Source organism: Streptomyces niger (assembly GCF_000718305.1).
Lineage (GTDB): Bacteria > Actinomycetota > Actinomycetes > Streptomycetales > Streptomycetaceae > Streptomyces > Streptomyces niger.
Window position 1 is genome coordinate 15200 of sequence record NZ_JOFQ01000001.1, and the last position, 22970, is coordinate 38169.

The 22970-nt window shown below is 71.2% G+C and carries 20 protein-coding genes; 11 read left to right on the forward strand and 9 right to left on the reverse strand.

The window, feature by feature from the left end; translation table 11 throughout:
- Nucleotides 1–179: 179 nt before the first annotated feature.
- The 4 genes from IF20_RS00090 to IF20_RS00105 form a co-directional block, all read right to left on the reverse strand.
- Complete coding sequence (locus IF20_RS00090; protein WP_199896412.1) at nt 180–1205, reverse strand: alpha/beta hydrolase; 1026 nt, start codon at nt 1203–1205, stop codon at nt 180–182.
- Nucleotides 1202–2869 (reverse strand): ABC-F family ATP-binding cassette domain-containing protein, encoded by a 1668-nt coding sequence (locus tag IF20_RS00095; protein ID WP_052862809.1) that lies wholly within the window; start codon nt 2867–2869, stop codon nt 1202–1204. Before IF20_RS00095 ends, IF20_RS00090 begins: the two co-directional genes overlap by 4 nt.
- Nucleotides 2870–3263: 394 nt before the next feature.
- Nucleotides 3264–4709 (reverse strand): argininosuccinate synthase, encoded by a 1446-nt coding sequence (argG, locus tag IF20_RS00100; protein WP_052862810.1) that lies wholly within the window; start codon nt 4707–4709, stop codon nt 3264–3266.
- 116 nt (nt 4710–4825) lie between these two features.
- Nucleotides 4826–5140 (reverse strand): DMT family transporter, encoded by a 315-nt coding sequence (locus IF20_RS00105; RefSeq protein WP_052862811.1) that lies wholly within the window; start codon nt 5138–5140, stop codon nt 4826–4828.
- 254 nt (nt 5141–5394) lie between these two features.
- Here IF20_RS00105 and IF20_RS00110 point away from each other — a divergent pair, with 254 nt between their 5' ends.
- Nucleotides 5395–6039 (forward strand): GPP34 family phosphoprotein, encoded by a 645-nt coding sequence (locus IF20_RS00110; RefSeq protein ID WP_052862812.1) that lies wholly within the window; start codon nt 5395–5397, stop codon nt 6037–6039.
- Nucleotides 6040–6377: 338 nt separating this feature from the next.
- Nucleotides 6378–7535, forward strand: a complete 1158-nt coding sequence (locus IF20_RS00115) for a selina-4(15),7(11)-diene synthase (RefSeq protein WP_052862813.1) — start codon at nt 6378–6380, stop codon at nt 7533–7535.
- Nucleotides 7536–7584: 49 nt separating this feature from the next.
- On the opposite strand, the gene IF20_RS00120 is transcribed toward IF20_RS00115, so the two are convergent.
- Complete coding sequence (locus tag IF20_RS00120; RefSeq protein WP_052862814.1) at nt 7585–8535, reverse strand: SDR family NAD(P)-dependent oxidoreductase; 951 nt, start codon at nt 8533–8535, stop codon at nt 7585–7587.
- Nucleotides 8536–8680: 145 nt separating this feature from the next.
- Complete coding sequence (locus IF20_RS00125) at nt 8681–9289, reverse strand: TetR/AcrR family transcriptional regulator (protein ID WP_052862815.1); 609 nt, start codon at nt 9287–9289, stop codon at nt 8681–8683.
- A gap of 113 nt (nt 9290–9402) precedes the next feature.
- Between IF20_RS00125 and IF20_RS00130 the strand changes: the two genes are divergently transcribed.
- A complete protein-coding gene (locus tag IF20_RS00130) occupies nt 9403–9816 on the forward strand; it encodes a DUF4345 domain-containing protein (protein ID WP_052862816.1) in 414 nt (137 codons plus the stop codon).
- Here IF20_RS00130 and IF20_RS37095 read toward each other — a convergent pair.
- Nucleotides 9725–10729 carry a CPBP family intramembrane glutamic endopeptidase gene (locus tag IF20_RS37095; RefSeq protein WP_199896413.1) on the reverse strand — a complete coding sequence of 335 codons (1005 nt, stop codon included), beginning with the start codon at nt 10727–10729 and terminating at the stop codon, nt 9725–9727. The two genes, IF20_RS00130 and IF20_RS37095, sit on opposite strands and share 92 nt — an antisense overlap.
- A gap of 176 nt (nt 10730–10905) precedes the next feature.
- On the opposite strand from IF20_RS37095, the gene IF20_RS00140 reads away from it, so the two are divergent.
- Nucleotides 10906–12366, forward strand: a complete 1461-nt coding sequence (locus IF20_RS00140; RefSeq protein WP_052862818.1) for a glyceraldehyde-3-phosphate dehydrogenase — start codon at nt 10906–10908, stop codon at nt 12364–12366.
- 115 nt (nt 12367–12481) lie between these two features.
- Nucleotides 12482–13222 (forward strand): restriction endonuclease, encoded by a 741-nt coding sequence (locus tag IF20_RS00145; RefSeq protein ID WP_052862819.1) that lies wholly within the window; start codon nt 12482–12484, stop codon nt 13220–13222.
- 70 nt (nt 13223–13292) lie between these two features.
- On the opposite strand, the gene IF20_RS00150 is transcribed toward IF20_RS00145, so the two are convergent.
- Both IF20_RS00150 and IF20_RS00155 read right to left on the reverse strand, forming a co-directional pair.
- Complete coding sequence (locus tag IF20_RS00150; RefSeq protein ID WP_110943757.1) at nt 13293–14354, reverse strand: M20 family metallopeptidase; 1062 nt, start codon at nt 14352–14354, stop codon at nt 13293–13295.
- Nucleotides 14355–14473: 119 nt separating this feature from the next.
- A complete protein-coding gene (locus tag IF20_RS00155) occupies nt 14474–15133 on the reverse strand; it encodes a GOLPH3/VPS74 family protein (RefSeq protein WP_052862821.1) in 660 nt (219 codons plus the stop codon).
- A gap of 258 nt (nt 15134–15391) precedes the next feature.
- Here IF20_RS00155 and IF20_RS00160 point away from each other — a divergent pair, with 258 nt between their 5' ends.
- The 6 genes from IF20_RS00160 to IF20_RS00185 all read left to right on the forward strand — a co-directional run bounded on the left by IF20_RS00160 (nt 15392) and on the right by IF20_RS00185 (nt 22954).
- Nucleotides 15392–16549 carry a substrate-binding domain-containing protein gene (locus tag IF20_RS00160; protein WP_052862822.1) on the forward strand — a complete coding sequence of 386 codons (1158 nt, stop codon included), beginning with the start codon at nt 15392–15394 and terminating at the stop codon, nt 16547–16549.
- 142 nt (nt 16550–16691) lie between these two features.
- Nucleotides 16692–18032, forward strand: a complete 1341-nt coding sequence (locus IF20_RS00165) for an ABC transporter substrate-binding protein (RefSeq protein WP_052862823.1) — start codon at nt 16692–16694, stop codon at nt 18030–18032.
- 26 nt (nt 18033–18058) lie between these two features.
- Nucleotides 18059–19039 carry a carbohydrate ABC transporter permease gene (locus IF20_RS00170; RefSeq protein WP_052862824.1) on the forward strand — a complete coding sequence of 327 codons (981 nt, stop codon included), beginning with the start codon at nt 18059–18061 and terminating at the stop codon, nt 19037–19039.
- Nucleotides 19036–19908, forward strand: a complete 873-nt coding sequence (locus IF20_RS00175; RefSeq protein WP_052862825.1) for a carbohydrate ABC transporter permease — start codon at nt 19036–19038, stop codon at nt 19906–19908. The genes IF20_RS00170 and IF20_RS00175 overlap by 4 nt, the downstream gene beginning before the upstream one ends.
- A gap of 47 nt (nt 19909–19955) precedes the next feature.
- A complete protein-coding gene (locus IF20_RS00180; protein ID WP_052862826.1) occupies nt 19956–20975 on the forward strand; it encodes a hydroxyacid dehydrogenase in 1020 nt (339 codons plus the stop codon).
- Entirely contained in the window at nt 20972–22954 is a 1983-nt protein-coding gene (locus IF20_RS00185) for a DUF2264 domain-containing protein (RefSeq protein WP_052862827.1), read from the forward strand. Before IF20_RS00180 ends, IF20_RS00185 begins: the two co-directional genes overlap by 4 nt.
- The last annotated feature ends 16 nt before the right edge of the window (nt 22955–22970 follow it).

The window sequence follows — 22970 nt, forward strand, 5'->3', positions numbered from 1 at the left end:
GCGCGACACGCGGAAGCGTGGCATGCACGAGTGTGCCGCGGTCCGGGCGGAGCGGGCCCCGAGCGGGCGGCACGAGCAGGCTCCGGGCAAGCTCCGAGCGGGCGGAAAAAAGGGGCGGGCGCGACCACTACAGTGGCCGCGCCCCTACCGGCCCACGGTTTCCGGTCCCGCGCCCGGTCTCAACGGTTCACGATGCGGCGGAGCCAGTGCACGCGGGCCCGGCGGGCGTCCTGGGAGACGGTGGCCTTGGGAGCCAGTTGGTCGAAGCCGTGGAAGCCGCCCGGCCAGATGTGCAGTTCGGCGTCCCCGCCGGCCTGCCAGATACGGGTGGCGTACGCGACGGCCTCGTCGCGGAAGGTCTCGGCCGCACCCGCATCGATGTACGCGGGCGCCAGTCCGGACAGGTCCGTCGCCCGGGCGGGTGCCGCGTACGCCGGTACCTCCGCCGTACCACGCGCCGCACCCAGCAGCGCGGCCCACCCGACGGCGTTGTCCTGCCGGTCCCACAGCCCGCGTCCCGCCATCTGGCGGGCGGAGGGGGTGTCGTTGCGGTCGTCGAGCATCGGACACATCGCCAGCTGCCCGATGAGGTGCGGGCCGTTGCGGTCGCGGGCCAGCAGCGCCAGGGCGGCGGTGAGGCCACCGCCCGCGCTGCCACCGGCGACGACGATGCGCGCCGGGTCGCCACCGAGGTCAGCGGCGTTCCCGGCCACCCACCGCAGACCGGCATAGCAGTCCTCGACGGCCGCGGGGTAGGGGTACTCGGGCGCGAGGCGGTACGCGACGGAGACCACGACGAGCCCCAACGGCTCCGCCCACTCCGTCAGAATCACCTCCAGGCCGGCACGGTTGCTGCCGCTGATCATCCCGCCACCGTGCAGGTGGTAGACCACCGGTGCGCCGGCCGCGAGACCGGTCGGCCGGGCGACGAGGAGGGAGACCTCCGGCGCCCCGGCGGGGCCGGGCACACTCCTCTCGTACACCTCGAAGGCTCCGCCGGCGCGCAGCTCGTCCAGGGTGGGGTCGGGGACCATCTCGGCCAGCCGTTCCCGCCAGCGGGGAATCATGGCGGGGTCCGACGGGAAGGCGTCCCGCAAGTCGTCCATGCCGTTCAGCACGGTGGCCAGTTCCGGGTCGAAGCGCACCGGCAGCAGCTCTGCCGGCCCGCTTGCCTCGCTCCGCCCGGACGACGGCGTGTGGTTCATCGGCCTACCTCCATCGATGGTGTTTCCAAGACGGCGCGGACCTCGTCCTCGCTGGTCTCGCGCAGTTCCTCGTCGACGAGCAGCCAGCGGGTGATGCCGGCCGCTGCCAGGAACGGCAGGTCGTGGCTGGCGATGACCAGGGCGCCTTCGAAGGACTCCAGGGCGCTGGTCAACTGCCGGACGCTCGACACGTCGAGGTTGTTGGTCGGCTCGTCGAGCAGGAGCAGCTGCGGCGCCGGCGCGGCGAGCACGGTCGCCGCGAGGGCGGCCCGGAAGCGTTCGCCGCCCGACAGGGTGCCGGCCGGCTGTTCGGCGCGTGCCCCCTTGAACAGGAAGCGGGCGAGCTGTGCGCGGATGTGGTTGTCGGTGACGCCCGGAGCGGTGCGGGCCACGTTCTCGGCGACGCTCAACTCGTCGTCCAGCACGTCCAGGCGCTGCGGCAGGAACCGTAGCGGGACGTGCGCGGTGGCCGTACCGGACAGGGGGGCGAGCTCGCCGGTGAGGGTGCGCAACAGGGTGGTTTTTCCGGCTCCGTTGCGTCCGACCAGTGCGATGCGTTCGGGGCCGTGCACGTCGAGGGTGGCGGCGCGCAGCCTGCCGAAGCACGGTTGCACGTCGTGCAGGCTCAGTACGGTGCGGCCGGCCGGTACCGCGGTGTGCGGCAGGCTCATCCGGATCTCGGCATCGTCACGGATCGCGTCCGCGGCCGCCTCCCGCCGCTCGCGCGCCTCCTGGAGACGGTCTTCGTGCAGGCCGCGCAGCTTGTCGCCGGACTCCTGCGCCGACCGCTTGCGTTCGCCGGCGACGATCCTCGGGGCGCGCCGCTGGGCATCCAGCTTCTTGTTCTGCCGTTGCCGCCGCGCCACCTTGGTGCGGGTCTCTCCGAGTTCGCGCTGCTGTCGGCGTACGTCCGCCTCGGCCGCCCGCAGCGTACGGCCCGCCGCCTCCTGTTGGGTGGCCAGCGCCTCCTGGTACGCGGACCAGCCGCCCCCGTACCAGCTCACCGAGCCCGACCGCAGCTCGGCGGTGCGGTCCACCCGTTCCAGCAGGTCGCGGTCGTGACTGACGACGATCAGGGTGCCGGAACGCCAGGAGTCCACGGCGTCGTGCAGGCGGCGGCGCGCGAACAGGTCGAGGTTGTTGGTCGGTTCGTCGAGCAGCAGGACATCGGGGCGTTCCAGTAGCAGCGCGGCGAGGCGCAGCAGTACGGTCTCGCCGCCGGACATCTGCCCCACGGTGCGGTCGAGTCCGAGGCCACCGAGTCCGAGTGAGCCCAGTGTGGCGAGGGCTCGCTCCTCGACGTCCCAGTCGTCGCCGAGCTTTTCGAAGTGCTCCTCGTCGACCTCGCCCGCTTCGATGGCGCGCAGGGCGGTGCGCCGCTCGGCGATGCCCAGCGCCTGGTCGACGCGGAGTGTGGTGTCCAGGGTGATGTTCTGCGGAAGGTGGGCCAGGCGGCCGCCGACGGTCACCGTTCCGCGGGACGGGGACAGCTCACCGGCCAAGAGGCGGAGCAGGGTGGACTTGCCTGTGCCGTTGGCGCCGACGAGGCCGATGCGGCCCTTGCCGACGGTGAAGGAGAGTCCGTCGAAGACGGTCGTGCCGTCCGGCCACTGGAAGGACAGGGCGGAGCAGGTCACGGAGGCCTGGGGCGTCGGTCCTGACATGATGTTCTCGCAGTCGTACGCGGTGGATGGGGACTACGTGTGCGAACACCACGCGGCGACCGAACCGGCGAGCCGGCGAACCGACAGAACAATGGGTGCGGCTCTCCGAAGGGTGAGGGACAGCTCATGCACCGAGGTCGCAGACACGCGGGGCCACGGACGGCGGAATGCCGTGCGACGCGACGGGCGTACGGCCGATGCCGTACCGCGTGATGATCGCGAACCTCAGATGCGCAACGTCCACCTCTATCGGAGACAACAGGACCCTGCGACTGTACCTCATGGTGCGGAGCGGTACACCGAAAAGGCCGGCCCGACGCGTCAAGGGCGTCGGGCCGGCCTCCCCGGCGGTACGTTCCCGCGAGGGTGCTCGTCCCTCGCGCGACACGGCTGGTCAGTCCGTGCCGAACTCCATCGCGGCGCGGTCCAGCGCCTCGTCCTCACCGGAGACCTCGCCGCGGGAGGCGATGGCCTCGGCGCCGCCCTCCGGCATGGCGCCGATCAGCCCGGTCGAGGCCGCCTGCGCGGCACCGATGGCGGGGCTGCCGGTACCGATCAGGCCGATGCCGGCGTACTGCTCCAGCTTGGCGCGCGAGTCGGCGATGTCGAGGTTGCGCATGGTGAGCTGGCCGATCCGGTCCACCGGGCCGAACGCCGAGTCCTCGGTGCGCTCCATGGACAGCTTGTCCGGGTGGTAGCTGAACGCGGGGCCCGTGGTGTTCAGGATCGAGTAGTCCTCACCGCGGCGCAGCCGCAGCGTCACCTCGCCGGTGATGGCCGCGCCGACCCAGCGCTGGAGCGACTCCCGCACCATCAGGGCCTGCGGGTCCAGCCAGCGGCCCTCGTACATGAGGCGGCCGAGGCGCCGGCCCTCGTTGTGGTACTGGGCGAGGGTGTCCTCGTTGTGGATCGCGTTGACCAGGCGCTCGTAGGCGGCGTGCAGCAGGGCCATGCCGGGCGCCTCGTAGACGCCGCGGCTCTTGGCCTCGATGATCCGGTTCTCGATCTGGTCCGACATGCCCATGCCGTGGCGGCCGCCGATGGCGTTGGCCTCCATCACCAGGTCGACGGCGGAGGCGAACTCCTTGCCGTTGATCGTCACCGGGCGGCCCTGGTCGAAGCCGATCGTGACGTCCTCGGTGGCGATCTCGACCTCGGGGTCCCAGAACCGGACGCCCATGATGGGCTCAACGGTCTCCACGCCCGTGTCCAGGTGTTCCAGCGTCTTCGCCTCGTGGGTGGCGCCCCAGATGTTGGCGTCGGTGGAGTACGCCTTCTCCGTGCTGTCCCGGTACGGCAGGTCGTGGGCGAGCAGCCACTCCGACATCTCCTTGCGGCCGCCGAGCTCGGTCACGAAGTCCGCGTCCAGCCACGGCTTGTAGATCCGCAGGTTCGGGTTGGCGAGCAGGCCGTAGCGGTAGAACCGCTCGATGTCGTTGCCCTTGAAGGTCGAGCCGTCGCCCCAGATCTGGACGTTGTCCTCCAGCATCGCCCGGACCAGGAGGGTGCCGGTGACGGCGCGGCCGAGCGGCGTGGTGTTGAAGTAGGCACGCCCGCCCGAGCGGATGTGGAACGCGCCGCAGGTGAGCGCGGCAAGGCCCTCCTCGACCAGCGCCGCGCGGCAGTCGACCAGACGCGCGATCTCGGCACCGTAGGTCTTCGCACGGCCGGGCACCGAGGCGATGTCGGGCTCGTCGTACTGGCCGATGTCGGCGGTGTAGGTACACGGAACAGCACCCTTGTCGCGCATCCACGCGACCGCGACGGAGGTGTCGAGGCCGCCCGAGAAGGCGATGCCGACGCGCTCGCCGGCGGGGAGGGAGGTGAGGACCTTAGACATAGGAAGAGTATGCACGATTACGCATTTCCATGCAAAGGCAGGTCCGGGTGTCCAGGTTCCGGGTCAGGGAAAAGTTACAGACAGTAGTCGCCGGTTGCCCGCCTCCGCGCCGCCTCTCAGTGCAGCAGCTTGAGCCCCACCACTCCGCCGATGATCAGGAGCAGGCAGAACAGGCGCGCGGCCGTCACCGGGTCGCCGAGCACCGCCATCCCGTACACGGCGGTCCCCACGGCACCGATGCCCACCCACACTCCGTAAGCGGTACCGAGCGGGATGTGATTCACCGCGTACGAGAGGCCGCCCATGCTGAGCGCGAGCGCACAGAGGAAGAGCACGGAGGGCCACAGCCGCGAGAAGTTCTTGGACGCCTCTAGAGCCGTCGCCCAGACCGTCTCCAGGACGCCCGACACGATGAGTACCACCCAGGCCATGGACCGCTCCGTTCTCCCTGGTGCCCGCGAGGGATCGACTTGATCAACATCGTCCAGTTGACCACTGCGCGTCGCTTTCCGCGCGCCGGGGGCAGCAGGGGCCGCACAGGGCGGTGCGCGCTTCGGGCGTCGGCATGCGGGTGAGGGGTACAGTCAGCACGTAAGTCGCAGCTCCTGATCAGCGGAAACCCACATCGGTCGGCCACTCGGCGACGTGTCGCCCCCGATGCCACGCCTCTCACCCGGAGCCGTTCATGACCACACCGCGGGATTTGTCGATCGTCGCCCTGGACGTGGCTTCCGATCCTCCAGTGGATCCGGGCGACCTCTCGCTCGCCCTCGCGGGAGCCGAGCTGATCGACCTCATGGACGCCGGGATGCTGGTACTGGACGGCGACCGCATCGCGCCGGGCGGAGCGCGGACACTGGCGGACCGTCAGCTCGACGAGGCCGCTGCACTGCTGATTCGTCGGATGCCCTATGAGTCGGTCGACGACTGGCTGTGGCGCCGAGGCCGCGGCCTCTCCGCGGTCTACCGGGCCGCGCTGGCCGAATTGGCGGCAGCGGAGAACGCCACAGGCACCCCGGAGCGCGTCGTTCGACAGCGCCGCCGCTGGTTCCCCCTCCGGCACACCGGGCCGGCACTGGCGGCCGACTCCCCCGCCCGCCGCCGCGCAACCGCCCGCTGGGCGTCCGGCGACCCCGTCCTCGCCACTCTCGCGGCCGCTGCCGGGGTCCACAACGCATCGGTTCCGGCCGAGGAGTCCCCGAGTTTCGCCGACGAAGCGGTGGCGACCGTACTCGCCGCCGTCAACGGGGCGGTGACGGAGCTGGAAGCCGTACGGCAACGCCGAACCATCGAAGCTGCCGCCTTCGACAACATCTGGCGCGGACAGTGACGGGAACGGAGAGGGGGACGGGTCAGGAACGGGGAACGGGAGCCGAGGGCGCGTCAGCGCAAAAGGGGTAACTCGCCCGCTGGCCGGATTCATTGAGGCCGCCACTTCGCGAACAGGCGTTCTACGGCCGGCTTTCGAGTTCTCCCTCCACGGGGGAAATCTGCCGGTCAGCACCGTTTTCCTGTCGGCCGGTCTGCCCACTTCACGCCGTACTTACGCGTGACCTTTCCCCTATTGGATCAATGTGCGGTGGCGCATAACATGCGGTTTGTTGATCACACTGGGTGTCCGCGTGACGCCCCGGGGGAGTGACCGAACCGCCTCAGGAGGGCCGCCAGATGAGTCCGCTGACAGACCCACCGGCTACCACCCCGACCCCTCGGATACCCCCGCTCTACGCGCCGATCCCGCCCGCCGTCCACCCGCGCCACACGGCCATCGACAACCGTACCGCCGCCTGGGCACGCCGGTACGGGGGCGGTACGCGGCTGAGCGAACGGCTCGCCGAGCAGGACATCGGCGTCTTCGCCGCGCGCATCCTCCCGACCGGCCGTGAGGATGTCGCGCAACTCCTGGGCGATTTCGTGCTGTGGCTGTTCCTCGTGGACGACGGCGTGATCGAAGAGGGCGAGCTCGGCCGGGCTCCGGGCGCGCTCACCGCCGCCCTGCAACGCCTGCTGTGGGTGGCCGAGAATCCGGAGGCGGCTCTGCTGACGGACGACCCGCTGGCCAAGGGGTTGCGGGACCTGCACGCACGGGTGGCGCGGTACGGGACCGCCGGTCAGGTCACCCAATGGGTCAACGCGCTGCGAGAGTACGCCCTTTCGGTCGTCTGGGAGGCCGGCCACCGCTTGGCCGGCAGCGTGCCCGACCTGGAGGACTACACGCTGATGCGGCTGTACGACGGCGCCACCACGGTCGTACTGCCACTGCTGGAAATGGGGTACGGGTACGAGCTGTCGCCCCAGGAGCGCGCGCATCCCGCGACGCGTGCCGCGGCCCAGATGGCCTCGTTCATCATCACCTGGGACAACGACCTGCTGTCCGCTCACAAGGAGGCGCAGGAAGCGGGGCAGACGGGTGACTACTACCTCAACGTGCTCCGCGTCCTGACGCACCATCACGGCCTCTCCCTCGCCCAGGCGGTCTCCACGGCGATCGCGCAGCGCGACCGCGTGATGGTGCACTTCCAGCGAGTGTGCTCCGCACTGGCTTCCCAGTCCGGTCCGCAGCTGCGCCAGTACCTCGACAGCCTGGGAAACTTCGTACGCGCCTCACTGGACTGGGGCGTCAGCAGCCACCGCTACACCACACCGCACGATCCCGCGGGCCTGCCGAGCACGTTCGCGTCGATGCCTACCGACGCGCGGGCCGAACCGCTGGCCATCAGCGCCATCTCCTGGTGGTGGGATCCGCACCGCCTCCGCCTCAGCCCCTCGGCACGCCGTAGCCGGCAGACCTCCGGGAACAGCGCGTTACTGGCGACTTCCGCGTAGCCCGGCGGCCGGCCGTCGTCGCGGTGTGCCCGGGGTGGTCGGCGGTGCGTCATCGGGCGCCGAAGTGCGGGGCGACTCCGGTCAGTTCGCAACTGGCCTCCCACAGGCGGGTTGCGGCCTCGGGGTCCGCGTAGTGGCCCCGGACGGAAGTGGGCCGAGGGCGGCCGCGCAGGCCGAAGACTCTCGGCTCCCAGAGCTGACCGCCTTGCACCGTTGGGTCGAGGACGGCGCGCACCATGGGCCACGCCCCGGCGTCCTTGCCCTGGACGAGCAGGCCGGCGGGCAGACCGCGCAGCCGGTCGCCGACGCTCCTCTCGTGCACCGGCGGGCGTGCGGGCGTGAGAGAGTCCAGCGCGCCGCCGGGGTGGGCCACCACGCTCAGCACCGGGCTGCCGCTCGCCCGCAGCCGCCGGTCGAGCTCGCACGCGAAGTACGTCTGCGCCAGCTTGGAGCGCCCGTAGGTCCGTTTGGGCCGGTAGTCCCGAGTCGACTGCAGGTCCTCCAGGTCCAGCCGCTCGGACCTGGCCGCGAAGCTGCCGACCGTGACGACGCGTCCCGCCGGCGCGGCCGTCAGCAGCGGCGCCAGCCATCCGGTCAGGGCGAAGTGGCCGAGGTGGTTGGTGCCGAACATGACCTCGTGGCCGTCCTTGGTGACCTGCCGCGGCGGGTCGTCGAGGGCCACTCCGGCGTTGAGGACCACCGCGTCCAGGCGGTCCGCGGCCAGCGCGTCGGGAGCGCTCGGGAGCGATGCCAGGTCTGCCAGGTCGAGCCGCAGATGGCGCAGCCGGGCACCGGGCACGCGGGCCCGGATCGAGTCCATCGCGGCCCGGGCCCTGCCGGCGTTCCGGCTGCCCAGGACGACCATGGCCCCCGTCCCGGCGAGCTGCTCCGCCACGAAGTACCCGATCCCCGCGTTTCCCCCGGTGACGAGGAAGGTGCGGCCCTCGGCCCGCGGAAGTCGGTGGACGTTCCAGGGAAGGTGCGGGGATACGGGTGTCATGCGACGGCTCCTTGCGGGAGGGGAGGAGGTGGGACGGCCCGGCGGGCCCGGTCCTGCCGCGAAGATCGCAGCAGCCGCCGACAGACTCCCTACACCTCGGCGACGCCGCCGGCAGGTCGCCGACAGCGCACGGCCCCGGCAGCTGTCAGTGCGCCCGGCCCGGGGCCGGGTCCTCGTCGAGGAGCGGGCGGATGGCGCCCAGTACGGCACCGATGCATACGTCGCGCAGTTCGGCGCGGGTACAGGTCTCCTCGGTGAGCCAGTCCACGCACAGCACCTGGACGAACACCAGCCAGCTTTTCAGTACGCCCGACACCGCCGCTCGGGTGTTGTCGTCGGTGAGGGCGAGCGCACCGAGCAACCGCTCACGCAGCGCGTCGAGTTCGCCGGCGATGATGGTCTGGATCAGCCGGTCACCGGCCAGTACCCGATTCGCCGCGAGCACGGTGTGGCGGTTCTCCGCGAAGTACTCGATGTGGGCGTCCAGGCCCTCGGTGAGTTGCTCGACCAGCGAGTCGGCGGGGTCGAGCCGGGTCTTGGCGAGCAGCTGCTCGGCCACCTGCTGGTAGAGCGCGGCGAAGAGGTCCCGTTTGCTCGGGAAGTGGCGGTAGAGCAGTGCCCGGGAGACGCCGGCCTGCTCGGCGACCTCCTCCATCAGCACCTCGTCGTAGGGCTGCGCGGCGAAGAGCCGGGCGGCGACGGCGAGGAGCTGGGCACGGCGTTCGGCTGGACCGAGGCGCTGACGCGAAGACACAGCCGCATGTTAGTTGACACACGTCTACCGGTTGGCAAGCTTAGTAGACACGTGTCAACTTACGCGGTCGGCTGTCGACCCGATGCGGTCGACGAAGGGACAAGGGGCCGAAGATGACCAGAGGCAAGACGCTTCGCGGACTGGCGATGGTGATGGGGTACGCCTGCGTGGCGATCGGGCTCTTCCACGTACTGCTCGGGAACGCCGCCATTCCGGGCGCGAGCTCGGCCGGCCCGACCATCGACAGTCTCGGACGGTTCTTCGGCGCGATCTTCGCCGGGTACGGCCTCGCCTGGCTCTGGGCCGCCCGGCAGTCACCGGTCCCCGCGACAGCCGTACGGTGGCTCTCCGCGGTGTTCCTGCTGGGCGCGATCGGGCGTCTGCTGTCGCTCGCCGCGCAAGGGTGGCCGCACTGGTTCCAGGTGGTGCTGACGATCATCGAACTGGTCCTCCCCCCGCTGTTCCTCTGGCTGGCGAGCGACCGGGACGAGGCGCCGTCGCGCCGGGGTGCCGGAGTCGGCCCGTAGCGGCCAGGAACGCCACGAAGGCGGCCATGGCGATCCAGCCGGGCCAGCCGAAGAGCCCCATCCGCAAGGGGTCCGGCGTCACGTCCTGGTCGGCGAATTCCTTGACCATGCTCACGCTGACCGTACTGACGAAGGCGTGGCCGACGACCGCGGGGATCACCGAGCCCGAGCGCAGCCGTAGCCAGGTGAGGATCGGCAGTGCGAGCGTGCAGCTCACCAGCATCGCGGGCACGGACACATACCAGGGACGACCTGGGTACTGGCCGCCCATCAGGAGTGTGGGCAGGTGCCACAGCGCGAAGACGACGCCGGTGGCCGGGTAGGCCCACAGCAGGCGGCGGGGCCGGCCGTCCTGCGCCAGCCGGGGGAACAGATATCCCTGCCAGCCGAGCTCTTCACCGAAGAAGAGCGGCAGGGACGGCAGTAATTGCAGCAGCATGCCCACTGCCCACGCTCCCAGGCCGGACCAGCGCATCTCGCCCCACGGGTAGGTGCCGGCCGCGGCGCCGATGCCGAGAGCGATCAGGGTCAGGCCGGCCGGGACCGCCAGGGCCATGAGGCATGCGCGTACGGCTCGCCCAGGGGGCGACGGCCACCGCAGGGCGAGGGCCTCGCGTACGCGCCCCCGGCCGGCCGGCTCCACGTACCGGATCACGAGGACCGCGGCGAGCGCCGGCGTCATCATCGCCACTGCGATGCACACCTGCTCCAGCGCGCCGGTCTCCGTCCGGCTGTCCGTACGCAGGTACCCACTGGCCAGCAGCGGCGACATGGACAGCCACATGCCCAGGTACGCCAGGCCCAGGAATGCGATGAGGCCACGGCGCCCCCGCCCCGGCGGTCCCGCCGCCCTCTCGGGAGCCGGCGCACAGGAAGTCGACGTGTCGGTGGCCGGCGTATCGGGAGTTGTCATGACTCTGACGTTATGGCGGGCGTCGCGAGCCGGTGAATGCGGCTGCCACCAGTGCCGCCCCTGCGGCTGCCCCTACGGATCACGGGGCTCCTCCGCCCTCCCCCGACCCGGTGGATGAGCGAGATCACGACCGGTTAGCATATGAGCACCGCCTAGCTCGATCGAGAGATAAGCCTGTGACTGTCAACGACGACTCGTTCACCAATTGGAAGAACCGCGAGGAGATCGCGGAATCGATGATCCCGATCATCGGGAAGCTGCACCGGGAGCGGGACGTCACGATCCTGCTGCACAGCCGCTCCTTGGTGAACAAGTCGGTGGTCAGCATCCTGAAGACCCACCGATTCGCGCGCCAGATAGCCGGCGAGGAGCTCTCGATCACCGAGACGTTCCCCTTCCTCCAGGCGCTCACCGCCCTCGACCTGGGCCCCTCCCAGATCGACATCGGCCGGCTCGCCGAGACGTACAAGGCCGACGACCGGGGGCTCTCGGTGGAGGCGTTCACCGCCGAGGCCGTCGCGGGCGCCACGGGCGCCAACAAGATCGAGTGCCGCCAGGGGCGCGACGTCGTCCTCTACGGCTTCGGCCGCATCGGCCGCCTCGTCGCCCGGCTGCTCATCGAGAAGGCCGGCTCCGGCAACGGCCTGCGGCTGCGCGCCATCGTCGTGCGCGGGGGCGGCGGCCGGGCCGCCGAGGACCTCGTGAAGCGCGCCGCGCTGCTGCGCCGCGACTCCATCCACGGTCAGTTCCAGGGCACGATCACCGTCGACGAGGCGAACAGCACCATCGTCGCCAACGGCAACGAGATCAAGGTGATCTACGCCAACGGCCCGTCGGAGATCGACTACACGGCGTACGGCATCAAGGACGCCATCCTCATCGACAACACGGGCAAGTGGCGCGACCGCGAGGGCCTGTCGGAGCACCTGCGCCCCGGCATCGACAAGGTCGTCCTGACCGCGCCGGGCAAGGGCGACGTCCCGAACATCGTGCACGGCGTCAACCACGACACGATCAAGCCGGACGAGCGGATCCTGTCCTGCGCGTCCTGCACCACCAACGCCATCGTCCCGCCGCTGAAGGCGATGGAGGACGAGTACGGGGTGCTGCGCGGCCACGTGGAGACCGTCCACTCGTTCACCAACGACCAGAACCTGCTGGACAACTACCACAAGGCGGACCGCCGCGGCCGCTCGGCGCCGCTCAACATGGTCATCACCGAGACCGGTGCCGCCTCCGCCGTCGCCAAGGCGCTGCCCGACCTCAAGGCGAAGATCACCGGCAGCTCGATCCGCGTCCCGGTGCCGGACGTCTCGATCGCGATCCTCAACCTCCAGCTCGCCCGCGAGACCAGCCGCGACGAGGTGCTCGAATACCTCCGTGACGTGTCGCTGACCTCGCCGCTCCGCCGCCAGATCGACTTCACCAGCGCCCCCGACGCGGTCTCCAACGACTTCATCGGCTCGCGCCACGCGTCGATCGTGGATGCGGGTGCCACGAAGGTCGAGGGCGACAACGCGATCCTGTACCTGTGGTACGACAACGAGTTCGGCTACTCCTCGCAGGTCATCCGCGTCGTCCAGCACGTCTCCGGGGTCGAGTACCCGACGTACCCGGCGCCGGCCCCGGTGGCCTGACGCCTGCTCACCCCCGTACGGCGGCCCCGACGACCGATCCGGGGCCGCCGGCAGTAACTCGGCTCATCCAGGGCACTTGCAGAAAACGATCTTCGCCCAGCCCTGGAGAGCGCTCATGGTCACCCCGACCCGCCGGCCACGACCCGCCACCCGCCGCCCCGCGTTCAGCCTGCGCCAACTGACCGTCTGCTTCGGGCTGATCGCCATCGGCATCGTGGGGATCGGCTTGATGCTGCGAACGGGCCTGGACAGCGCGGCCCGCCACCCTGTGGCGAGTCTCGTCGTGGTGTCGGCGGTAGCGGCGCTGGTCGTAGGGATCGCCCGCTCCCGTCCTCGCGGAGGCGCGAGCAGGCGCGTGGATCCTCGTCCGGGCGACCCGGGCTTCGCGGCGGAATCCCCTCTCGTCGAAGTCGAGAACATCGAAGAGGGCGAAGAGGCCGAAGCAGTCGAAGCAGCCGAAGAAACCGTGTACGTGGCGGACTACGCGGCCATGGACGCGTACGAGTTCGAGAACGCGGTGGCCGCACTGTGCGAGCGGGACGGCTGCATCGACGTCGAGGTCGTCGGCGGCGCCAACGACCTCGGCGCGGACATCGTGGCCACGACGTCGGACGGCCGCACCCTGGTCGTCCAGTGCAAGCGCTACGCCGAGAGCCACAAGGTCGGCTCGCAGGATCTCCAGCGCTTCGGCGGCACCTGCTACACGGTCCACGGCGCGGACGTCGCGGCGCTGGTCACCACTAGCTCGTTCACCGACCCCGCCATCGAGTACGCCGAACAGTGCGGCATCCTCTGCTTCAGCGGCACGGAACTGACCGCCTGGGCCACCGGAACCGGGCCCGCCCCCTGGGAGTAGGCCCGCACCAGGAGTGAGGGTGGGGAGTGCGGAGCGAGGAGCGGGGCGTGGCTCCACCCCTCGCGTGTGCTCACGTGTTGCGGATCGCTTGCACCAGGCCGGCGATGAGGTCGGCCCGCTCGGTCATGGCGGCGACCACCAGGTACTCGTGGTCCGCGTGGGCGCCGCCACCGACCGCGCCGAGGCCGTCGAGGGTCGGCACCCCCAGAGCGGCCGTGAAGTTCCCGTCGCTGCCGCCGCCCACTGCCTTGCCCCGCAGGCCGGGCGCGAGTTGCCGGGCCATGGCGAACAGCTCGGCGGAGGCCGACTCGGGCATCGGGGGGCGGCCTACGGAGCCCCGTACCGCGATCTTCGCCTCGTCGAGGCGCGGAGTCAGTGCAGCGAAGGCGGACTCGATGCGGTCCTTCTCGTCCGCCGACTCGACCCGCACGTCGACGACGATGGTCGCCTCCGCCGGTACGACGTTGTCCAGGGTGCCGGCGGACGCGACGGTCGGGGTCACCGTCGTGCCGATGTCGGGACGGCTCAGTGCCGCGATGTCCAGGACCTGGTGTGCGGCTTCGACCAGGGCATTGACTCCGGCCGCCGGCTCCAGCCCCGCATGCGAGGCGCGGCCGGTGAGGGACACCTGGAACGTGCCACACCCCTTACGACCGGTCTTCAGGCCACCGTCGTCGGCCGCACCCTCGGCCACCAGTACCGCACCGCAAGCGAGGGCGCGTTCTTCGATGAGGGCGCGCGAGGCGTGCGATCCGACCTCTTCATCGGCGGTCACCAGGATCTCGACGCCCGAACGGTCGGCGAGCGACGCCACGCCGTGAACGGCCTGCACCAGGCCGCCCAGCATGTCGAAGACCCCGGGCCCGGTCGCATGGCCGGCCTCGACCTTGAAGGGGCGACGGGCGAGGGTGCCGAGCGGGAACACCGTGTCGTGGTGACCGAGGATCAGTACCTTGGGGTCGCCGCCGCCCGACCAGTGCACGTGCGGCCCGGCTGCGCTCTCCACGAGGCGGGCCCGACCGCCGAGACGGCTCTCGATGACGGCGGCGACGGCCTTCGCCGATGCGGTGAGGGCATCGACATCGCGCGACGGAGACTCGGTCTCGACGAGCGTCCGAAGGTCGTCCAGCATGGCGTCGACGCTCACATCGACAGACTTGTACTTCGTCACGCCGCAAGCCTACTCGGCACGTCGCGGGCCCACTTGGTACACCGCGGGCCTACTCGGCACGTCGCGGGCAGCGTCTTCGTTCAACCCGCGCCGCCGGCGGCTGCGTTGTCCGAGTAGATCTGCTTGCGTACCGCCTCGGCGAACCACTGCTCGCGGACCAGAGGTCTCAGTTCGCGGCGTGCGCGCCAGGAGACGTCCAGACGTGTGGCCACCTCCGTGGCCAGGAGCAGTCCGGCCAGGGCGCGGGAACGACGGTCGGGGAAGCCCCGCTCCAGGGAACCGTGGAAGGCGGCGAGCGCCTGGTCGTGCAGTTGCTGGTCGACCACGTCGTAGCGACGGTGGGGGAACAGACCGAGCGCGCGGTGTTCCGTCAGCCGGATCGCGCCACGGTGAGCGAGGGAGGCGGCGGCGAGCTGCTCCGCCTGTCTACCGTACTTCCGGAGCCAGGCCTGCAGCCGTTCACCCTTGCCCTTGCCGTTGGCTCCACCCGCCGGGCCGGCGGCGAGGTCGCCCAGTATCCGGTCCAGTAGTGGCTGACCGACCGGCAGAGGACGCAGGACGACGAACCGCCCCCGTTCCTCGGCCACACTGCCGTACCCCTCCAACTCCGCGAGCGCGGCCGCGGCCAGGCCGTAGCGGAGGTGGTCCATCTTGACGCGGGGCCGGGAGCGGGCGGGATCGAGGCCCAGGAGCAGCAGTTCCTCGGCCACCGTCAGGTGATGCGGCGAAAGCGTGGTCATGGCGGAAGGGACGCTGCCACGTCGACCAGCGGTTGCCGGCGGCGGCGGTGTCGAGGGGTGCGGGGAGGCCGGTGGCAGCGGGCGGCGGTTCGCGGACGGAGAAGAGAGAGAAGGGGGAGAAGGGTAAGGCGACGCACGCGGTAGGAGGCGAGGGGCGAGGCGGTCGGGGGCCGGAAGGCGACCGATCGCCTCGTGCTGAGCGGTGCTGATCGTTATGCTGCCGCCGAACGCTCAAACGCACACAACAGGGGGTGGCGCATGCGGGAACCGGTGGAACTGCGGCGGCAGCGCATACTGGCCGTCCTGAGGTCGCGCGGCTCGGCGCGCGTCGCCGACCTCGCGGCCGAGCTGGAGGTCTCGGTGGTCACCGTCCGCCGGGACGTCGAGGAGCTGGACCGCGCCGGCAAGCTGCGGCGCGGGCACGGGGTGGCACGTTCGCTCGTGCCGGTCGAGGAAGCGGGTACGGGTGCCGCCACGGCGGTGGCGACGGGCGGGCGGCCGGGTGAGGACTCCGCCCCGGCGATCGGCCTGGTGGTGCCCGAGCGGCACTCGTACCTCTTCGAGACCCTGCACGGTGCGCGCACCGTGCTGGAGGAAGCCGGCATGCGCATCGCGCTGCACATCGCGCCTGCCGTCTCCGGCGGTGAACGCCCCATGGTGGAGCGGGCGTTGGCGAGCGGCGTGCGGGGGCTGCTGATCGCGCCGCGGTGGCGCGGGCGGGGCGCGGAGGAGGCCGATCACGGCTGGCTCGGCTCACTGGACGTACCGACCGTGCTGATGGAGCGCCGCCCGCGGCCCGGCAGTGCGCTGCACGCGTTGGATTCGGTCTGCTCCGACCACTGGTACGGCGTGCACCTCGCCGTCGAGCACCTGGTGGCGCTGGGCCACCGGAGGATCGTGCTGGCCGCGCGGGACGACAGTCCGACGGCCCGGGCGGTGCGCGCGGCGTTCACCGCGATCGCGGCGGAGCGGGCGGAGGTCGAGGACTGGGCGGTGACGCTGAGTTCGCCGAGCGCGGTGCCGGAGGCCGAGGAGCGGTCACGCACCGAGCTGGATCATGGGCCGCAGCCCGACGTCCTGGACCTGGTGCGTGCGCGCGGCGCCACCGCCGCCCTGCTGCACGGCGATGTCGATGCGCTGATGCTGGTCCAGCGGTTCCAGGAGGCCGGGATACGGGTGCCGGAGGACTTCTCGGTGGTGGCCTACGACGATGTCGTGGCGGCGCTGGGCAGTACCCCGCTGACCGCGGTGGCGCCGCCCAAGAAGGAGGTGGGGCGGGCGGCGGCCGAGCTGTTGCTGCACCGGCTGCGGCAGCCGGCCGGCGAGCGGCCCGCACCCGTACGGCGTATCGAGCTGCTGCCGGATCTGCAGGTGCGTGGTTCGACGGCGCCGGTGGGCGGTTGCGCTGGTGAGTGACCGTCAGAAGCGGTATGCCAGCGGTATGCGGCGACCCTTGTGAGCGTTTGACCGCTTTATTTTCTTCTGATCGGTCTATTGACCGGGTTCTGTAGCTCCGATCACTATTCCCGTGTCCCGAAACGAGCCGCGGGAGGCACGCATGCCGGGCCAACAGAGCCGTCGTTCCGTACTCGCTGCGCTCGCCGCCCTGTCCCTGTCCGGTGTGAGCGCCTGCACCGGCAGCGGCGGCAGACAGCCGCGCACCACCGGCACCATCGGCAAGAGCACCACACGCGTCACCTTCTGGTCCGCCTTGCGTGGCAGCCAGGAGGTGGTGGACGAGTTCAACCGTACGCACCGCCACATCCAGGTGGACTTCCAACAGGTCCCGTCCGGCGCGCTGGGCGGTTATGCCAAGCTCAGCAACGCGGCCCGGGCGGGGAACGCACCGGACGTCGCCACCATCGAATACCCCCAGGTCCCGGGCTTCGCGATCGACGGCGTCGCCCGCGACATCACCGACCTCGTCGACGCCGACCTGCGCGGCAAACTGCTGCCGCAGGCTCTCCAGCTGACGACGTTCGACCGCCGGGTCTTCAGCGTTCCGCTGGACGTCGAGCCGATGGTGCTGCATTACCGCACCGACCTCTTCCGGGAGTACGGCCTGGACGTCCCTGCCACGTGGGACGACTTCGAGGAGGCGGCGCGGGTGGTACGGAAGCGCGCACCGGACCGCAGGCTGGCGCTGTTCCCCACCGACGGCATGACGCAGTTCGCCGCATGGTCATGGCAGGCGGGCAGCCGTTGGTTCGACACGTCCAAGGGTGCCTGGAACGTCTCCATGGCCGATGCCCCCAGCCGCCGGGTGGCCGGGTACTGGCAGCGGCTGTGGGACCAGGACCTGGTCTTCATGAATCCCACCGAGGGCGCCCGTGGCACCGCCCAGATCGGCCAGGGCCGGCTGCTCGCACGGCTCAGCGGCGCCTGGGACGCCGGCGCACAGATGAACGCCCATCCGGGGCAGGCGGGAAAGTGGGCCGTCGCGCCCCTCCCCCAGTGGGACACCCGACACCCCGTCAGCGCCACCCACGGCGGTTCCACCTTCGCCGTCACCAAGGACTGCCGGAACCCCGAAGCCGCGATGGAGTTCATCAGCTGGCAGGTCACCCACCCCGACGCGCTGCGGGCCCGGCTCTCCAGCGGGACCAGCAGTCAGTTCCCCGCCGCTCCCGGGCTGATCGAGGTGGGCCGCAAGGCCTTCGACCGCAGCTACTACTCCGGCCAGGACATCTACGCGCTCTTCCGGGAGCAGGCCCGGCTGATAGACGACCGGTGGACGTGGGGGCCGCGGATGACGGCGACACAGAAAGTCATGCAGGACGGGTTCGCCCGTGCCGCCGGCGGCCAGGGCACGATCATCGGCGCCGTACGCGAAGCGCAGCGCGGCACCATGCCCGACCTCAAGGCCCTCGGCCTGTCCACCACCGCGCACAGCAGCTGACGACCGTCAGAGAGGCAGGTGACACCATGACCACGACCACCACCACGGACACCGTCGCCCCACCGTCCCGGGCCGCCCCCCGGTCCTCCGCGGCCCAGCGGCGCGGGGCGCGAAGACGAAGGCTCGGCGCGTGCGGCGTGCTGATGACGCCGTTCTTCGTCCTGCTCGTGACGGTCTTCCTCATCCCCGTCGGCACCGCCGTGTGGCTGAGCTTCTTCGGCGCCGATCAGCCGGGCCTCGGGTTCGGCCCGGAGCGGACGGTGTTCGTCGGGCTGCGCAGCTACGCCGCGGTCCTCACCGACCCGACCTTCCTCGGCGGCCTCGGCACCGTCGCCGCGTACTGCCTGTTCTACATCCCGCTGATGGTGGTGTGCGCCCTGGGGCTCGCCCTGCTGCTGGACTCGGGCGTGGTGCGGCTGCGTTCGTGGGCACAGCTGGGGTTGTTCCTGCCGCACGCGGTGCCGGGCATCATCGCCGCGATCATCTGGCTGTACCTCTACACCCCCGGCATCAGCCCGGTCATCGAGCTGCTGGCGCGCGGGAACATCACCGTCGACTTCCTCGGCGTCCACACCGTCCTGCCCTCGATCGTGAACATCGCGGTGTGGAGCAACCTGGGCTACAACACCATCATCTTCTACGCCGCGCTGCAGGCCGTGCCGCGCGAGGTGATCGAGGCGTCGGTGGTGGACGGCGCGGGGCCGGTACGGACCGCGCTGCAGGTCAAGACGCCGTTGGTGCGGTCCTCGATCGTCATGGTCGCGATGTTCACACTGATCTGGGGGCTTCAGCTGTTCACCGAGCCGATGCTGCTGGGCCAGCAGACGCCGATGATCAACTCGCGGTTCACCCCGAGCATGTACATCTACGACGCCGCCTTCAACCGCAACAACTACAGCCTGGCGGCGGCCGCCTCCGTGATCCTGCTCGTCTGCACCATCGCCCTGTCCTACGGCGTGACCCGCTGGACCAACCGGTCCGACGGCACGGAGGAGGCCGCCCGATGACCACCCACGCCACCGCCCCCACCGCCCTGCGTCGTCCCCGGATGCTCGGCCGGACCGCCGTGAACGTCGTCGTCGGCGTGTGCGTGCTGTACACCCTGCTGCCCGTGCTGTGGCTGGTGCTGGCCGCCACGAAGAACCGGGACGCGCTGTTCAGCAGCGACCTGCTGTCCCTCGGCGACTTCTCGCTCTTCGCCAATCTGGGCGACCTGTTCTCCATGGACGGCGGGCTCTACAGCCGCTGGTACGGCAACAGCCTGCTGTACGCGGTGTTGGGCGCGGCGCTCGGCGCGCTGATCAGCGTCGCCTGCGGCTACGCCTTCGACAAGTACCGCTTCCGGCACAAGGAGAAGCTGTTCGGCCTGGTGCTGGCCGCGGTGATGGTGCCGCAGACGGTCCTCGCCCTGCCGCTGTACCTGATGGCGTCCGGCGTGGGGCTGGTGAACACCTTCTGGGCGGTCTTCCTCCCCGTCCTCTTCAACCCCTTCGGCGTCTACCTCGGCCGCATCTTCAGCCAGGGGTACGTGCCCGACGAGGTGCTGGAGGCGGCCCGCATCGACGGCGCCGGCGAACTGGCCACGTACTTCAAGGTGGCCCTGCGCATGCTGGGGCCCGGCGTGGTGACCGTCTTCCTCTTCCAGCTCACCGCGATCTGGAACAACTTCTTCCTGCCGATGGTCATGCTGTCCGACCAGGACCTGTATCCGGTGAGCCTGGGGCTGTACACGTGGAACAGCTCGGCGACCGTCTCCCCCGAGTACTACCCCGTCGTCGTCGCGGGCTCGCTGCTCGCGGTGCTGCCGCTGATCCTCGCCTTCATGCTGCTTCAGCGCTTCTGGCGCTCGGGGCTGACCGCCGGAGCGGTGAAGTAGCCACCCCTACGACAAGCAGAGACAGCACGACAAGTCGAAGGAGTTCCATGCCCGACGCCCGTCGCCGGCCGTGCGCCGCGCTCGCCATGAGCCAGGACGCCGCCACGGCCGTCTTCGGCCCGGACGAGACGGCGGCCCTGGCCGCCGTGTGCGAGCCGGCGCCCTTCCCCGTACTGGACGACCTGCGGACCGAACGGGCGCGTGCGGTCCTCGCCACGACGGAAGTACTGGTCACCGGCTGGGGCTGTCCGCCCGTGGACGAAGCGGTGCTGGCTGCCGCGCCCCGCCTGCGGGCCATCGCACACTCGGCGGGCAGCGTCCGCAACCACCTCACCGAAGCCTGCTGGGAACGTGGCATCGAGGTGTCCTCGGCAGCGGCGGCCAACGCGCTGCCGGTGGCCGAGTACACCGTGGCGATGACCCTGCTGGCGAACAAGCGCGTCCTGGAACGCGCCCGCGACTACCGCGCCACCCGCAGTCGCGACAACTGGCTGCACACCGACCGCACGATCGGCAACTACCGCCGGACCGTGGGGGTTTGCTCCGCCTCGCTGATCGGGCGGCGGGTGATCGAGCTGCTGCGCCCGTACGACCTCCAGGTGCTGCTCTACGACCCGTACGTCACCGAGGCCGATGCCGCGGCCCTGGGCGTGCCGACCGTGGGGCTTGAGCAGTTGTTCGCGGCGAGTGATGTCGTCAGCGTGCACACGCCGCTGCTGCCGGCGACCCGGGGCATGGTCAGCCGCGCGCTGATCGGCCGGCTGCGCCCCGGCGCCACACTGATCAACACCTCGCGGGGCGCCGTCGTCGACCAGGACGCACTCACCGACGCGGTGACCGCCGGCCGCATCCACGCGGTCCTGGACGTCACCGAGCCCGAGCTGCTGCCCGCCGACCATCCGTTGTGGGACTGCGAGCACGCCCTGCTGACCCCGCATCTGGCCGGCTCCCAGGGCAACGAGTGGCGCCGCCTCGCCGAACTGACGGTGAGTGAGGTGGTGCGCTGGGCCGCGGGCGACGGCTTCGCCCATCCCGTACACCGCGAAAGGCTGGCGTTCCTGGCATGACCGACGTCCCCGGCACCCCCGCACCCACCGGCCGCTTCCTCCGGCTGCCGCCCGAGGACCGCGCACTCAGCCCGCACACCGGCTACACCCGCGCCCATTGGGAGGCCGCAGCCGACGGCCTGGTCGACGCCGCCTGGCGCTGGGCCACGCCCGGCGGGGCGCTGCTGGACCTGCCCGGGCGGCCGTCCCGGTCCGGGGTGCGCTCCGACGGCCTGGAGGGGTACGCGCGTACCTTCCTGGCCGCGGCGTTCCGCGTGGCGGGCGCGGGCGGCGCCGACCCGCACGGCTTCCTCGGCCGGTACGCGGAGGGGCTCGCCGCCGGTACCCGCGCGCCGGGCCGCGCCGACGCCGAGTCCTGGCCGCTGATCCTCGACCATCACGTGCAGGGCCAGCCGATGGTGGAGTCGGCGTCCGTCGCGCTCGGGCTGCGACTGACGCGCCCCTGGCTGTGGGACCGGCTCGACGGTGCCGTGCAGGACCGCGCCGAGGAGTGGTTGCGCGGCGCCCTGCGGCACACCCCCGCACCCAATAACTGGTACCTCTTCGCCGTCACCGTGGCCGGGTTCCTGGAGTCGGTCGGCCGCGGCGACGCCGAGACCCGCCGCGCCGTCGAGCGGGGCCTGCGCCTGCTGGAGACCTGGTACCGGGGCGACGGCTGGTACGCGGACGGCGACGGCCGCGCCTTCGACCACTACAACGGCTGGGCACTGCACCTCTACCCGATGCTGCACGCCCACCTCGCGGACGACAAGGGCATGCTGGACCGCTACGGGCCCCGGCTGAGCGAGCACCTGGCGGGCTACTCGCTGCTCTTCGGCGGCGACGGGGCGCCGATCCACTTCGGCCGCTCGCTGACGTACCGCTTCGCCGCCGGCGCGGCGGTGGGTCTGGGCGCACTGACCGGACACACTCCCCTCGCCCCCAGCGTCTCCCGCCGGCTGCTCAGCGGTGCGCTGCGCTACTTCGTCACGCGGGGCGGGGTGGGGGCCGAGGACGGACTGCTCAGCCTGGGCTGGCACGGGCCGCACGACGCCACCCTTCAGACGTACTCCGGGCCCGGCTCGCCGTACTGGGCGTCCAAGGCGTTCGTGGCGCTGCTCGCCCCGGCCGACGATCCGCTGTGGACGGCCACGGAGGAGGCGGCGCCCGTCGAGGGCGCGGACCGGGTGGTGGCGCTTCCCGCGCCGGGCCTGCTCATCCAGACCACCGGTGCCGACGGCATCGCGCGGCTGCACAATCACGGCAGCGACCACGTCCGCCCGCACGAGGGCGACACCGCAGCGGTGCACGATGTGCTCTACGGGCGGTTCGCCTACTCGACGAGCACCGGCCCCGCCGCCCCCGGGAACGTGCCCGACAACCACCTGTCGGTGGAGGTCGGTGGGCGGGCGTCGGTGCGCTGCCGGATCCGGCCGCTGGGGGCCGGTGGCGGCGACGGGTGGGGCTGGGCCGCGTCCTGGCACCGCCCGGTGTTCGCGGCGGGTCCGCCGATGGTGCCGGGGCTGGAAGTGCGCAGCGTGACGGTCGTGCGTGGCCGGTACGAACTCCGGGTGCACCGGGCGGCGGGGGTGCCGTACGGCGCGCGGATACGCCAGACGGGCTGGGCGACGGGGCCGGAGGGGGTTCCGGGACCGGCTTCGGAGCTGCACGGTGTGTACGGCTGGGCGGAGCGGGACGAGGCGCGCGCTCCGCAGGGCACGGCCTACACGCGGTGGGCGGTGATCCCTCGGCTCACCACGGAGCCCGTCGGGGAGGCGGACGCCACGGTGGTCGTGGCGGCCCTCGCCGCGCTGTCCGGGGCGACCGGAGCACCGGAGGCCTCCGGTGCTGTGCCGTTGGCCGATGTCGTCTCGGTGGTGGCGGCGGACCCCGGCGGCGAGGAGATCGTGGTCCGGTGGGGCGAGGACGGGGCGGTCACCAGGATCGCCTTCGCGCCACTGACCGTCGAGCACGGCCGTGCCACGGACGGCGCCAACTGACCGCGACCCGCGCGGA